General features: G+C 68.2%; 15 protein-coding genes. 5 read left to right on the top strand and 10 right to left on the bottom strand.

Annotated elements, in window-relative coordinates:
* Positions 1-70: 70 nt before the first annotated feature.
* From FDP22_RS15620 to fabD, 7 genes are all read right to left on the bottom strand, one after another.
* Positions 71-1,420 carry a DNA-packaging protein gene (locus FDP22_RS15620; RefSeq protein WP_170317721.1) on the bottom strand — a complete coding sequence of 450 codons (1,350 nt, stop codon included), beginning with the start codon at positions 1,418-1,420 and terminating at the stop codon, positions 71-73.
* Positions 1,359-1,691, bottom strand: coding sequence for a hypothetical protein (locus tag FDP22_RS15625; protein WP_138575067.1), 333 nt, complete (start codon positions 1,689-1,691; stop codon positions 1,359-1,361). Before FDP22_RS15625 ends, FDP22_RS15620 begins: the two co-directional genes overlap by 62 nt.
* Before the next feature lie 156 nt (positions 1,692-1,847).
* Positions 1,848-2,840: an endolytic transglycosylase MltG gene (gene mltG, locus FDP22_RS15630; RefSeq protein ID WP_138575069.1), complete on the bottom strand. Its 993-nt coding sequence runs from the start codon at positions 2,838-2,840 to the stop codon at positions 1,848-1,850.
* Positions 2,841-2,844: 4 nt separating this feature from the next.
* Positions 2,845-4,104: a beta-ketoacyl-ACP synthase II gene (gene fabF, locus FDP22_RS15635; protein WP_138575071.1), complete on the bottom strand. Its 1,260-nt coding sequence runs from the start codon at positions 4,102-4,104 to the stop codon at positions 2,845-2,847.
* Between the two features lie 145 nt (positions 4,105-4,249).
* Positions 4,250-4,483 (bottom strand): acyl carrier protein, encoded by a 234-nt coding sequence (locus FDP22_RS15640; protein WP_138575073.1) that lies wholly within the window; start codon positions 4,481-4,483, stop codon positions 4,250-4,252.
* A gap of 186 nt (positions 4,484-4,669) precedes the next feature.
* Positions 4,670-5,407 (bottom strand): 3-oxoacyl-[acyl-carrier-protein] reductase, encoded by a 738-nt coding sequence (fabG, locus tag FDP22_RS15645; RefSeq protein WP_138575075.1) that lies wholly within the window; start codon positions 5,405-5,407, stop codon positions 4,670-4,672.
* A 10-nt stretch (positions 5,408-5,417) separates the two neighbouring features.
* Positions 5,418-6,356: an ACP S-malonyltransferase gene (gene fabD / locus FDP22_RS15650; RefSeq protein ID WP_138575077.1), complete on the bottom strand. Its 939-nt coding sequence runs from the start codon at positions 6,354-6,356 to the stop codon at positions 5,418-5,420.
* Between the two features lie 214 nt (positions 6,357-6,570).
* Here fabD and rpsF point away from each other — a divergent pair, with 214 nt between their 5' ends.
* The 4 genes from rpsF to FDP22_RS15670 all read left to right on the top strand — a co-directional run bounded on the left by rpsF (position 6,571) and on the right by FDP22_RS15670 (position 9,469).
* Positions 6,571-6,957: a 30S ribosomal protein S6 gene (gene rpsF, locus FDP22_RS15655; RefSeq protein WP_138575079.1), complete on the top strand. Its 387-nt coding sequence runs from the start codon at positions 6,571-6,573 to the stop codon at positions 6,955-6,957.
* 17 nt (positions 6,958-6,974) lie between these two features.
* Entirely contained in the window at positions 6,975-7,202 is a 228-nt protein-coding gene (gene rpsR / locus FDP22_RS15660) for a 30S ribosomal protein S18 (RefSeq protein WP_118134872.1), read from the top strand.
* Positions 7,203-7,214: 12 nt separating this feature from the next.
* Positions 7,215-7,841 (top strand): 50S ribosomal protein L9, encoded by a 627-nt coding sequence (gene rplI, locus FDP22_RS15665; RefSeq protein WP_138575081.1) that lies wholly within the window; start codon positions 7,215-7,217, stop codon positions 7,839-7,841.
* Positions 7,842-7,993: 152 nt separating this feature from the next.
* Positions 7,994-9,469, top strand: coding sequence for a replicative DNA helicase (locus tag FDP22_RS15670; protein WP_138575083.1), 1,476 nt, complete (start codon positions 7,994-7,996; stop codon positions 9,467-9,469).
* Between the two features lie 40 nt (positions 9,470-9,509).
* Here the strand turns inward: FDP22_RS15670 and FDP22_RS15675 are convergent, their stop codons facing one another.
* The 3 genes from FDP22_RS15675 to FDP22_RS15685 all read right to left on the bottom strand — a co-directional run bounded on the left by FDP22_RS15675 (position 9,510) and on the right by FDP22_RS15685 (position 11,330).
* Positions 9,510-10,112 (bottom strand): carbonic anhydrase, encoded by a 603-nt coding sequence (locus FDP22_RS15675; RefSeq protein ID WP_138575085.1) that lies wholly within the window; start codon positions 10,110-10,112, stop codon positions 9,510-9,512.
* 97 nt (positions 10,113-10,209) lie between these two features.
* Positions 10,210-10,929: a cytochrome c biogenesis CcdA family protein gene (locus FDP22_RS15680; RefSeq protein ID WP_138575087.1), complete on the bottom strand. Its 720-nt coding sequence runs from the start codon at positions 10,927-10,929 to the stop codon at positions 10,210-10,212.
* A gap of 5 nt (positions 10,930-10,934) precedes the next feature.
* Positions 10,935-11,330 (bottom strand): thioredoxin family protein, encoded by a 396-nt coding sequence (locus FDP22_RS15685; RefSeq protein ID WP_138575089.1) that lies wholly within the window; start codon positions 11,328-11,330, stop codon positions 10,935-10,937.
* Between the two features lie 119 nt (positions 11,331-11,449).
* Between FDP22_RS15685 and FDP22_RS15690 the strand changes: the two genes are divergently transcribed.
* Positions 11,450-12,067: a TetR/AcrR family transcriptional regulator gene (locus FDP22_RS15690; protein WP_138575091.1), complete on the top strand. Its 618-nt coding sequence runs from the start codon at positions 11,450-11,452 to the stop codon at positions 12,065-12,067.
* Positions 12,068-12,096 lie beyond the last annotated feature (29 nt).

Here is a 12,096-nt window from a genome sequence, read left to right on the forward strand (position 1 = left end):
ACAGGCGGCGCGACACCCTGCGGCGTGCGCCTCACCAGCCCGCGAGGTCGGAAACTGCCTGCGCCGCGCCCTAGAGCGCCCGCAAACGGGGGGCCTGGTAGGACCCGGCCGGCACGATCATCAGGTCCGTGATCGCCCAGACCAGCGCATCCACGCGGTCCGGGCTTCCCCGGCCGGAATAGCCTTCCGGTCCGAGAGCGCACATCTCGGCCTCCAGCGCCGCGAAGATCCCCGCATGCCGCACCCGGCCCTGCTCATAAAGCGCGGCGACCGGCTCCGCCCGAGCCACCTTGCCCCGGGCCGCGCGCACCGCGCGGTAGGGCAGCAGCGGATCGACCTGGCGCAGGATGTTCTCCACCAGATCGCCGCCCTGGTTCACCTCGGCCACCACCCTGTCGGCGTTCCAGCGCCGGGCCGCGGCCACGGCCGCCGCCGCCCAGACGCTCGGATGCGCCCCGGTGACACTGGCATCCTCCAGCACCCAGGCCCGCCAGTCGCGCGGCGGACCATCCGCCTGCACTCCGGCCACCACGATGCCACAAGCATCGGCCGATTTGCCTCCCGTCACCGGGGGATCGACCGCCACCACGATCCGCGTGAGCTCCGGCGCCTCAGAGCGCATCCCCCCCAGGCCCGCCCGGGTCCAGAGCGCGCCGGGGATGGCATCGCACATCTCGCCCTCGATCTCCTGCTGGCCGAGGAAGGTGCCGCGATAGCTCTCCTCGATCACACGGAGGAAACTGCGGGCCAGATGCGGGTTGGCCCGCGTCGGCGCCGCCGTCTGCACCGTGTGCGCATCCTTCAGGATGTCCTCCAGCAGCGGGTTCACCCGCGGCGTGGTGGTCACCACATGCCGGGGCGTCTCGCCAAGCCGAAGGCCGAACTGCAGCATGTCCCAGGTCTCGCGGCCCTTCTTCCATTTCGCCAGCTCGTCGGACCAGGCACAGTCGAACTGTGGGCCGCGCAGGCTCTCGGGGTCGGCGGCCGAGAAAATCCGCGCCTCCGCCCCGTTCGGCCACACAAGCATCCGCCGCGTGGCGATCCACTTCGGCCGGCGATCGGGCGGCGTGCAGGCAATCAGCCCGGACTCGCCCTCGATCATGATCTCCCTGGCCTGGTCCAGTGTCGCGGCCACGAGAGCCACGCGCCGGCAGGCTCCGGGCGCCTCCGGGGTCGGCCCCTCGACCTGGGAGCGCACCCATTCGGCTCCGGCGCGGGTCTTGCCCGCGCCGCGCCCGCCCATGACCACCCAGGTCGACCAGTCCCCCTCCGGGGGGAGCTGGTGCTGCATGGCCCAGAATTCGAACAACCAGGGCAGCGCCAGCAAGGCACCGAGACTGAGCGAGCCGAGAAAGCCCTCAATCTCCTCCCGTCCCCTGGAGGCGAGCAAGCCGGCGCCATACCTCGGCACGGGCGGCATCGAGGTCGAGCACGCCCTCGCTTGCGCCGCCGATTTCCCTGCTGCGTTTTTCAAGACTCACCTCGATATCGATGACTGTCTGAAGTGCCTTGTGATGAGACCGGATCAGGTCCAGCCGGGCGCGTGCGCCGGCGGGGTCCTGGTCCTCCTCATCGCGCAAATCCGCTATCGCCGAGGCCAACGCCTCCGACAGCATCTCGTACATGCGGCGCGCGCGACCGATAAGCGCCGCAGAAGTCGCCTTTTCAGAATCAATTGAAACAGAATTCATTTGGAAACGAGCCTTGTGCGGAAATTGCCACCGAAACCAAAAACCCCCGGGATCTTGCGATCCCGGGGGTTTGGCGCCCATTTCGTCCAGCGTGCTCCTTCTATACAGAAGAGCGCGCGCAATGTCAAGCGCAATCTGAAGCTGCGCTGCCGCGGCTCAGTTCTGTTCGCTCTGGCGCTGCCGCTCGATGCGCCGCCATTCCGCGACATTGCGGTTGTGCTCGCGAAGCGTGGAGGAGAACACGTGCCCGCCGGAGCCATCGGCCACGAAGAACAGGTAGTCGGTCTTCGCCGGCTGCATCACCGCCGCAATCGCGGCACGCCCGGGGTTGGCGATCGGGGTCGGCGGCAGACCGTCGATCATGTAGGTATTGTACGGCGTGCGCGTCTGCAACTCCGAGCGCCGCAGCCCCCGGTCCAGCACTTCCTTGCCCCCGGTGATGCCGTAGATCACCGTCGGGTCGGTCTCCAGCCGCATGCCGGCGCGCAGGCGGTTGATGAACACCGAGGCCACCTCCGGCCGCTCTCCCGGAATGCCGGTTTCCTTCTCGACGATGGATGCAAGCACCAGCGCCTCTTCCGGAGTGTCCAGCGGCAGGTCCGCCTGCCGCCCTTCCCAGGCCGCAGCCAGGATGCGCTTCTGCGCCGCCATCATCTGGTCGATCACCGTCTGCCGCGGGGTTCCGCGTTGCAGGTTGTAGGTGTCGGGCGCCAGCATGCCCTCCGGCGGCACGGTGGTGATCTCCCCGCTCAGGAAATCCGCCTCGTCGAGCCGCTGCACCACCTGGAAGGAAGTGAAGCCTTCCGGGATGGTGATCGGGTGCAGGATCGACTTGCCGGAGGAGAGAATCGCGAGGATATCCTCCATCGACGCTCCGGCAGGGATCGCATATTCGCCGAACTTCAGCGTCGTCGCCGTCTTGGTATAGCGGGCACCGATGCGGAAGATCGTGCCGTTGGAGATCGCGCCGTCCTGCTCCAGCTTTTCGGTGATCACCGGCAGGGAGTCACCGCGGTCGAGAACCACGATGGTCTCCTGCTGCAGCGGCCCCGCGCCGCGGAACGCGCTCACGCCCCAGCCGATGATGCCCAGCACCACCAGCAGGACAGCGATCAGCAGGTTCAGCCCGTTCGCCGCGATATGGCGCATGGGCTTACACCTTGCCCATGATCAGCGAAGCATTGGTGCCACCGAATCCGAAGGAATTCGACAGCGCAACGTCGATCTTGCGCTCCCGCGCCTTCAGCGGCGCAAGGTCGAGCACCGTCTCCACCGAGGGGTTCTCGAGGTTGAGCGTCGGCGGCGCAATGCCGTCGCGCATGGCGAGCAGGCAGAAGATGGCCTCAACCGCGCCCGCCGCGCCGAGCAGATGCCCGATGGAGGACTTGGTCGAGGACATCGTCACCCGCTCCGCCGCGGAACCGAGCAGCCGGGTCACGGCGCCGAGCTCGATCTCGTCACCCACCTGGGTGGAGGTGCCATGGGCGTTCACGTAGTCGATCTGGTCCACCGTGATGCCCGCCGAGCGCAGCGCGCCCTGCATGGAGCGGAAGCCGCCGTTGCCGTCCGGCGCGGGCGAGGTGATGTGATAGGCATCGCCCGAGAGCCCGTAGCCGAGCAGCTCACCGTAGATCCTGGCCCCGCGCGCCTTGGCGTGCTCGTATTCCTCCAGCACCACGACTCCGGCGCCCTCGCCCATCACGAACCCGTCGCGGTCCTTGTCATAGGGGCGGCTGGCGCGCTCCGGCTCATCGCGGAAATGAGTGGACAGGGTCTTGCAGGCGGCGAAGCCGGCAACGCCGATCTCGCACACCGGGCTCTCCGCGCCACCGGCGACCATCACGTCGGCATCGCCGAGCATGATCAGCCGCGCCGCGTCGCCGATCGCATGCGCACCGGTCGAACAGGCCGTCACCACGGAGTGGTTCGGCCCGCGGAACCCGTAGCGGATCGACACCTGGCCGGAGCACAGGTTGATCAGCGCGCCGGGGATGAAGAAGGGCGACACGCGCCGCGGCCCGCGATCCCGCAGGATCAGCGCGGTCTCGGCAATCGATTCGACCCCGCCGATGCCCGAGCCGATCATCACGCCGGTGCGGATGCACTCTTCCTCGTCGGTGGGCTTCCAGCCGGCATCCGTCACCGCCTGCTCGGCAGCCGTGAGGGCGTAGGTGATGAACCTGTCGGTCTTGCGCTGGTCCTTGGGAGAAACCCAGTCATCGGGATTATAAGTGCCGTTGGTGCCATCGCCGAGCGGCAGCTCGCAGGCGATGTCGCATGCAAGGTGGCTCGCGTCGAAATGGCGGATCTTGCCGGCCCCGGATTTCCCGGCGATCAGGCGCTCCCAGGTCTGCTCGACGCCGCAGGCCAGAGGCGTGACCATGCCAAGTCCGGTAATCACAACCCGTCTCATCAGCGCTCCTCAGTTCTCATTGGTCGGGCCTCTTCTACAGCAGGGGCCGCGCTCGCGGCAAGCAACCTTCCTGTACCCCCGACCCACAGCAAAACGGCATCCGGATCGCCCGGATGCCGCAGTCTGTCCGGTTGCCCGGGCAGGATCAGACGTTCTCGGAGATGTACTTCACCGCGTCGCCGAAGGTCTGGATGGTCTCGGCGGCATCGTCGGGAATCTCGATCCCGAACTCTTCCTCGAACGCCATCACGAGCTCGACGGTGTCCAGCGAATCCGCGCCGAGGTCGTCGATGAAGGACGCACCCTCGACAACCTTGTCCTCGTCAACGCTCAGGTGCTCGACAACAATCTTCTTAACGCGCTCAGCGATATCGCTCATAGTCCTGTCCTCGCAGTTTGCCCCCCCGCAGGGGTTGCCTAGATGTGGGAGTGCGACCGGCCGGGCGATTGTCAGTGGCCGCACAGAAACAGACCCGTAGGCAAGGCCCCCGGCTTGTATTCTGCCGCGCCTATACCATACCTTCCGGCACGTGCAAATCCTGATTGCACCGGTCGGAAATCGCCGTCAGATCATCGCCATGCCGCCATTCACGTGCAGCGTCTGGCCGGTAACGTAGGCAGCCTCCTGGCTGGCGAGAAATGCAACCGCCGCGGCGATCTCCCCGGCGTCTCCCATGCGCCCCGCCGGAATGCCGGCCAGCAGCCGCGCCTTCTGCTCGTCGTTGAGCGCGTCGGTCATGGCCGTGGTGATGAAGCCCGGGGCAACACAGTTAACCGTGATATTGCGGCTCGCGACCTCCTGCGCAAGGCTCTTGGACATGCCGATCATCCCGGCCTTGGACGCGGCGTAGTTCCCCTGCCCCGGATTCCCGGTCACGCCCACGATGGAGGTGACCGAAATGATCCGCCCCCAGCGCGCCTTCATCATCGAGCGCAGCACGCCGCGGGCCAGCCGCATCGCCGAGGTCAGGTTGATGTCGAGCACCGTCTGCCATTCCTCGTCGGACATGCGCATGAACAGGTTGTCGCGGGTCACCCCGGCATTGTTCACCAGGATGTCGACGGAGCCCATCGCCGCCGCCGCCTGCTTGGGCAGCGCCTCGACGGCATCCTTGTCCGAGAGATTGCAGGGCAGCACATGCGCCCGCTCGCCCAGCTCGGCGGCCAGGGCCTCCAGCGGGTCGGTGCGGGTGCCGCTCAGCCCCACGGTAGCGCCCTGCGCGTGCAGGGCCTTCGCCACCGCGCCGCCGATGCCACCCGATGCGCCGGTGACCAGCGCGGTCTTGCCTGTCAGTTCGAACATCTGTCTCTCCTCACTGCGCGGCCGCGAAGGCGGCCACGTCGGCCGGGCGGTTCACCGCCACTGTTCCGGCCTCTTTTGCGATGCGCCGGATCATGCCGCTGAGCGCCTTGCCCGCGCCGATCTCGACGAATTCCGTCACGCCCCCCGGACCGGCCATCCAGGTGACACTCTCGCGCCAGCGCACGGCGCCGGTCACCTGCCGCACCAGCAGGGCGCGGATCTCGTCCGGGTCGGTCACCGGTCCGGCCAGCACGTTGGCCACCAGCGGCACCGCCGGGGCGGTGAAGGTGACACCGGCCAGCGCCTCGGCCATCCGCTCGGCCGCGGGCTGCATCAGCGCGCAATGGAACGGCGCGCTCACCGGCAGGAGGATGGCGCGCTTGGCGCCCTTCTCCCTGGCGATCTCCACCGCGCGTTCCACCGCGGGCCGATGGCCGGAGACCACCACCTGCCCGGGGTCATTGTCATTCGCCGCCTGGCAGATCTCGCCCTGCGCCGCCTCCTCCGCCACCGCCACCGCGGTGCGGAAGTCGAGGCCCAGCAGCGCCGCCATGGCGCCGATGCCCACCGGCACCGCCTCCTGCATCGCCATGCCGCGGATGCGCAGCAGCCGTGCGGTGTCCGACAGGCCCAGCGTGCCGGCGGCACAAAGCGCGGAATACTCGCCCAGCGAATGCCCGGCGACATAGGCCGCCTGGCCCACCGTCACGCCCTCGGCCTCCAGCGCCCGCATTGCGGCGATGGAAGTGGCCATCAGCGCCGGCTGGGCATTGGCCGTGAGGGTGAGGTCCTCCGCCGACCCCTCCCAGATCAATGCGCTGAGCTTCTCGCCCAGAGCCTCGTCGACCTCCTCGAACACGGCGCGCGCTGCGGGATAGGCCTCCGCGAGGTCCCGGCCCATGCCCACTGTCTGGGCGCCCTGCCCCGGGAATACGAATGCTCGGCTCATCTGCTTCCTCTCGGTTCCGCTCTCCGAGGCTTTCCTCTAATCACTCGAAGCCCGCAGAACAAGGTTTCCCGGCCACGCCTTCGCCTTGCAATGGGGGCGCGTCGGTGTATAAGGCACGCTTCCCCGGGTTTCATGAACTCGCGTAGCCTCTCGAATGCGGGCCGGCCGGGGCGGCGGACTGCATGGCGAAGCACGCCCATAGAACAGGTGGCACATGGCTCTCTACGAGCATGTCTTCATCGCGCGTCAGGATCTGTCCAACGCGCAGGCCGAAGGGCTCATCGAGCATCTCGGCCAGATCCTCAAGGACAATGGCGGTTCCGTCATCGGCACCGAATACTGGGGCCTGAAAACCCTCGCCTACAAGATCAACAAGGGCCGCAAGGGCCACTACGGCTTCCTGCGCTCCGATGCGCCGGCCCCGGCCGTCGCCGAAATGGAGCGTCTCGCACGCATCCATGACGACGTGATGCGCGTGCTGACCATCCGCGTCGACGAGCATGAGGAAGGCCCGACCGCGGTCGTCCAGGCCAAGAACGCCCGCGATGAGCGCCCCCGGCGCGATCGTGACGATCGTCCCCGCCGCGACCGCGACAACTGAGCAAGGGAGCAGACACAATGGCACGCAAACCGTTCTTCCGCCGCCGCAAGTCCTGCCCGTTCTCCGGTGCCGACGCTCCGAAGATCGACTACAAGGACGTGAAACTCCTGCAGCGCTACATCTCCGAGCGCGGCAAGATCGTTCCCTCCCGCATCACCGCGGTTTCCGCGAAGAAGCAGCGTGAACTGGCCCGCGCCATCAAGCGCGCCCGCTTCCTCGCCCTGCTGCCCTACGCTGTCAAATAAGGAGCCGACGACATGCAGATCGTTCTTCTTGAGCGCGTGGCCAAGCTCGGCCAGATGGGCGACGTCGTCGCCGTGAAGCAGGGTTTCGCCCGCAACTACCTCCTGCCCCAGGGCAAGGCGCTGCGCGCGACCAAGGCCAACATGGAGCGCTTCGAGGCGCAGCGCGCCCAGCTCGAGGCCCGCAACCTGGAGACGAAGAAGGAAGCCGAAGCCGCCGCCGCGCGCATCGACGGCCTCACCTTCATCGTGATCCGCTCCGCCGCCGAATCCGGTGCGCTCTACGGTTCCGTCACCCCGCGTGACGTCGCCGATGCCGCCGACGAGGCCGGTGTGTCCATCGACCGCAAGCAGATCGTCGTCGAGCGTCCGATCAAGGACCTCGGCCTGCACGAGCTGGTCGTGTCGCTGCACCCGGAAGTGGAAGCCGTCATCACGGTGAACGTGGCCCGCTCGATGGATGAAGCCGAGCTTCAGGCCGCCGGCCGGTCCATCCAGGACCTGCGCGCCGAAGCCGACGCGGAAGCCGACTTCGAGATCTCGGAGCTCTTCGACGACCTGGGCGGCGCCGCCCGCGAGGACGACGACGAAGCCCCGATCGAGGACGGCGACAGCCAGGCCGACGATCAGCCGACCGTCTGATACGTCCCGTCGACATCGTCCGGCAGCAGCCGGGCACCAGAGCACGGCGCGCCCTCGCGCCGTGCTTTTTCGTCTCCGGGCTTATCCCCGTTATTCACACCCTGTGAATCCCGGGCGGCCGGGTTATACCGTGCCCAAGGAGAGCGATTCATATGGCCGACGGTTCCATCACCCCCCAGACCACCAGTCCCGCCCCGCACAACATCGAGGCGGAACAGGCCCTGCTCGGGGTCCTGCTGAACAACAATGACGTGTTCGACCAGGTGGCGAGCATCATCGACCCCCACCATTTCTTCGACCCGGTGCACAGGCGGATCTACGAGATCATCCAGCAGCGCGTGCTCAAGAACACGCTCGCCACCCCCACCACCGTGGCGACCTTCCTCTCCGAGGACCCCGGTCTCGCCGAGCTGGGCGGGCCCTCCTACCTCACCCGCCTCTCGGGGGCTGCCATCTCCGCCTTCGCGGCGCGCGACTATGCCCAGATCGTCTACGATCTCGCCATCCGCCGCGACCTGATCCGCATCGGCGAGAGCATCACCGGCAAGGCCGGCACCGTGGAGGTGGATTCCGACCCGCGCGACCAGATCAGCGATGCCGAGCAGCAGCTCTACACCCTCGCCGAAAAGGGCAAGTACGAGGGCGGCTTCCAGTCCTTCCTGAAGGCGGTCACCGAGGCGGTGAACGTCGCCAACGCCGCCTACCAGCGCGACGGCGGCCTCGCCGGCATCTCCACCGGCCTCGTGGACATGGACCGCAAGCTCGGCGGCCTGCACCCCTCGGACCTGCTGATCCTCGCCGGGCGCCCCTCGATGGGCAAGACGTCGCTCGCCACCAACATCGCCTTCAACATCGCCAAGGCCCACCGCCGCGGCATGCGCCCCGATGGCACCGAGGGCACCATCGACGGCGGCGTCGTCGGCTTCTTCTCGCTCGAAATGTCCGCCGAGCAGCTCGCCGCGCGCATCCTCTCCGAGCAGGCGGAGGTGCCCTCCGAGCAGATCCGCCGCGGCGACATGACGGAGGAGGAATTCCGCCGCTTTGTCGAGGCCGCCAAGGCGCTGGAGAAGATGCCGCTCTACATCGACGACACGCCGGCCCTGCCCATCTCCACCCTGGCCGCCCGCGCCCGGCGCCTGAAGCGCCAGCACGGGCTGGACGTGGTGGTGATCGACTATCTCCAGCTCGTGCGCCCCGCCACGGCCAAGGACAGCCGGGTGAACGAGGTCTCCGAGATCACCCAGGGCCTGAAGGCCATCGCGAAGGAGCTGAACCTGCCGGTGATCGCGCTCTCGCAGCTCTCCCGACAGGTCGAGAACCGCGAGGACAAGCGCCCGCAGCTCTCCGACCTGCGCGAATCCGGCTCCATCGAGCAGGACGCCGACGTGGTGATGTTCGTGTTCCGCGAGGAATACTACAAGGAGCGCGAAAAGCCCTCCGAGCACGACGCGGACAAGATGATCGCCTGGCAGGAGGCCATGGAGCGCGTGCACAACAAGGCCGAGGTGATCATCGGCAAGCAGCGCCACGGGCCCATCGGGACCGTGGAACTCTCCTTCGAGGGGCGCTTCACCCGGTTCGGCAACCTGGTGAAACCCTATCAGCAGGGCTACGAGAACGAGTTCTGATCCCCCGAACCCCCGACGCGCCGCGCACCGGGGGCCAGGCTCACTGTACGTCGACGAAGCCGCCTTCGCTCAGCCGCAGCAGCTTGCCGGTCGCGATGCCAAAGCGGAAGCCGGCAAGCTGCAGCCGCCCTGCCTCCACCGCCTCGCGCACCCAGGGGAAGGTCATCAGATTGGTGAGCGACACCCGCACCACCTCGGTCTCGTAGAATTCCAGCGGGTCCACCCCCTCGGGCGGCGTCCGGCTCAGCGCATCGCCGGCCGTGCTCATCCAGGTTTCCAGGAAGTCGCTCACCTCCGCCGGCATCCCCTGCACCAGGGCCTGAACCCCGCCGCACTGCGCATGGCCGAGCACCACGATCCGGTCCACCTTCAGCACCCGCACCGCGTATTCCAGCGCGGCCGAGGTGCCGTGCCGGCGCCCGTCGGGCTCATAGGGCGGAACCAGCCCGGCCACGTTGCGCACCACGAACATCTCGCCCGGCCCGGCATCGAACACCACTGACGGGTCCACGCGGGAATCCGAACAGGCGATCACGAGGGCCTCCGGGCTCTGGCCCACCTCCGACAGAGACTCGTAGCGGGCGCGCTGCCCCGGCCACACCCCTGCGCGAAACCGCCTGTACCCTTCGACGAGCCTGTCCATCCCCGATCTCCCTGATGTCCACATGAGCGGGACAGGCACGCTGCCCCGGGTGAGGACTAATGCCTCCCCCGCGCGCCGTTGACAAGCCGGCAGCCGCTCAGAACCGGGTGGTGAGCGCCGTGAGCCACTCCGGAGAGGCCGCCACCAGCGCCGCCTCCACCCGCTTGTCGACCCCCGAGACCACCAGCAGCCCGACGGCGACCAGCAGCACGCCCAGCACCATCTTGCCACCCTTCCCGGCGCCCAGAAGCCGGGCGCGCCAGCGCAGCAGCGCCTCGCGTGACAGGAGCCCGAGCAGCATCAGCGGCAGGGCCGCCCCCAGGCCGAACACCGCCATGGTGAGGGTCACCTCGCCCAGGCTCTCCCCTCGCGCGGCCAGGATCGACGCAGCCCCCAGCGTGGGCCCCACGCAAGGGCTCCACACCGCGCCCAGCAGCACGCCGACCAGGAACTGCCCGGTCAACCCGGTGCCCTCGAACCGCCCGAAGCGTGATTCCGTCCAGCCGCTCAGCGGGCTCGCGGCCGCCGCCAGCTGCATCTGCGCCCGTGGCACCATCAGCACCAGCCCCAGCCCGATCAGAACGACGCCCCCCAGCATGCGGAACAGCGCGAGATCGAGCCCGACGGAGAACCCCACCAGCGCCACGAACAGTCCGATCCCCGTGAACGACAGCGCCAGCCCCGCCGCCAGTGCCACGGGCCCGGCGCGGTGCTGCGACACGGCCGTGGTCAACACCACCGGCAGAAGCGGCAGCACGCAGGGAGAAAGCGTGGAGAGCAGCCCCGCCACCAGTCCGAAAAGGGCCGTGGCCGCCACGCCCCCTACTCCGCCAACACGGACTCGAACAGCGCCCCCAGCGCCTCCTTGCGCGTCTCTCCCACCGAGCGCGCGGTCTCCGTCATCCCGCGATAGGCGATCAGCGTGGACTGGCGCTGCGCCCCGAGCGCGCGGACGACATCCTTCTGAGTGTCGAAATCCACCTCGAAGATCACCGTCCGGTCCTGCGCCGGCTCGGAGGCCAGCGCGTCGATGATCGGCTTCTGCGCCTTGCAGGTCGGGCACCAGTCCGCCGCGATATCCACGATCACCGGCCGGCCCTCGGCCCGGGCGGCCTCGAAATCGGCGGTCACGAAGGGCCGGAACTCCGCCGCCTGGGCTGCCATGCCCAGCATCAGCGACAGGCCCAGTCCGGAAAGGGCGGTTGCAATTCGTCTCATGAAACTCTCCCATCGCTGCGGCGTTGATCTCCTGGTTGATTCTGGAGCAAGCGCTCCAGATACTCAATCATGTGACAGCCTGCTGACGTGCTGGTGATCGGCCGTGAAAGGGAACCTGTATGGGACGATATCGCAGCTTCGACGAGACCCGCGCCATGGACGCCGCCATCGCCTGCTTTCGCGAGCGTGGCTTTCACGCGGCCTCGATGCGCGACCTCGAACGGGAGATGGGGCTGACATCCTCCAGCCTCTACAATGCGTTCGGCAGCAAGAAGGAGCTGTTCCTGAGCGCGCTGGACGCCTATCTGAACGCCTCGTCGCGCCGGCGCATCGCCCTGCTGGATGCCGCGGAAGACCCGCTCGCGGGGATAGAGGCCTTCCTTTTCTCGGTTGTGAGCGTCTCCGCCGCGGACCGCTGCGGCTGCCTTCTGGTGAATTCGGCCGCCAGCGCGGCCGCCCTCGACAAGGACATCGGCGCCGCCGTGCGTGACGGGCTGGGGGAGGTGGAAGCCGCCTTCGCCAGAACCTTGCAGCGCGCCGTCGCCGCCGGCGCCCTGCCGGAGACCACGGACAGCACCGCGCTCGCCCGCACGCTGCTGGGCACCATCGTCTCGATCCGGGTGCTCTCGCGCTCCGCACCGGGGGAAGCCTGGCTGCGCAGCCTCGCCGACGGCGCCCTCACCCAGATCCACGCACCGGCGAACACCCGGGCCACCCCGCGCAAGCGCGTGTCCTGATCCGGGCCTGACCAGCCCTCCGGCATCGC

The organism is Paroceanicella profunda, assembly GCF_005887635.2.
In the GTDB taxonomy this organism is placed as follows: domain Bacteria; phylum Pseudomonadota; class Alphaproteobacteria; order Rhodobacterales; family Rhodobacteraceae; genus Paroceanicella; species Paroceanicella profunda.

What these genes read in the sequence shown, in the direction of transcription:
- FDP22_RS15620 (WP_170317721.1), bottom strand. Translation starts at nt 1,420, where the DNA reads ATGCCGCCCGTGCCGAGGTATGGCGCCGGCTTGCTCGCCTCCAGGGGA.
- FDP22_RS15625 (WP_138575067.1), bottom strand. Translation starts at nt 1,691, where the DNA reads ATGAATTCTGTTTCAATTGATTCTGAAAAGGCGACTTCTGCGGCGCTT.
- mltG (WP_138575069.1), bottom strand. Translation starts at nt 2,840, where the DNA reads ATGCGCCATATCGCGGCGAACGGGCTGAACCTGCTGATCGCTGTCCTG.
- fabF (WP_138575071.1), bottom strand. Translation starts at nt 4,104, where the DNA reads ATGAGACGGGTTGTGATTACCGGACTTGGCATGGTCACGCCTCTGGCC.
- FDP22_RS15640 (WP_138575073.1), bottom strand. Translation starts at nt 4,483, where the DNA reads ATGAGCGATATCGCTGAGCGCGTTAAGAAGATTGTTGTCGAGCACCTG.
- fabG (WP_138575075.1), bottom strand. Translation starts at nt 5,407, where the DNA reads ATGTTCGAACTGACAGGCAAGACCGCGCTGGTCACCGGCGCATCGGGT.
- fabD (WP_138575077.1), bottom strand. Translation starts at nt 6,356, where the DNA reads ATGAGCCGAGCATTCGTATTCCCGGGGCAGGGCGCCCAGACAGTGGGC.
- rpsF (WP_138575079.1), top strand. Translation starts at nt 6,571, where the DNA reads ATGGCTCTCTACGAGCATGTCTTCATCGCGCGTCAGGATCTGTCCAAC.
- rpsR (WP_118134872.1), top strand. Translation starts at nt 6,975, where the DNA reads ATGGCACGCAAACCGTTCTTCCGCCGCCGCAAGTCCTGCCCGTTCTCC.
- rplI (WP_138575081.1), top strand. Translation starts at nt 7,215, where the DNA reads ATGCAGATCGTTCTTCTTGAGCGCGTGGCCAAGCTCGGCCAGATGGGC.
- FDP22_RS15670 (WP_138575083.1), top strand. Translation starts at nt 7,994, where the DNA reads ATGGCCGACGGTTCCATCACCCCCCAGACCACCAGTCCCGCCCCGCAC.
- FDP22_RS15675 (WP_138575085.1), bottom strand. Translation starts at nt 10,112, where the DNA reads ATGGACAGGCTCGTCGAAGGGTACAGGCGGTTTCGCGCAGGGGTGTGG.
- FDP22_RS15685 (WP_138575089.1), bottom strand. Translation starts at nt 11,330, where the DNA reads ATGAGACGAATTGCAACCGCCCTTTCCGGACTGGGCCTGTCGCTGATG.
- FDP22_RS15690 (WP_138575091.1), top strand. Translation starts at nt 11,450, where the DNA reads ATGGGACGATATCGCAGCTTCGACGAGACCCGCGCCATGGACGCCGCC.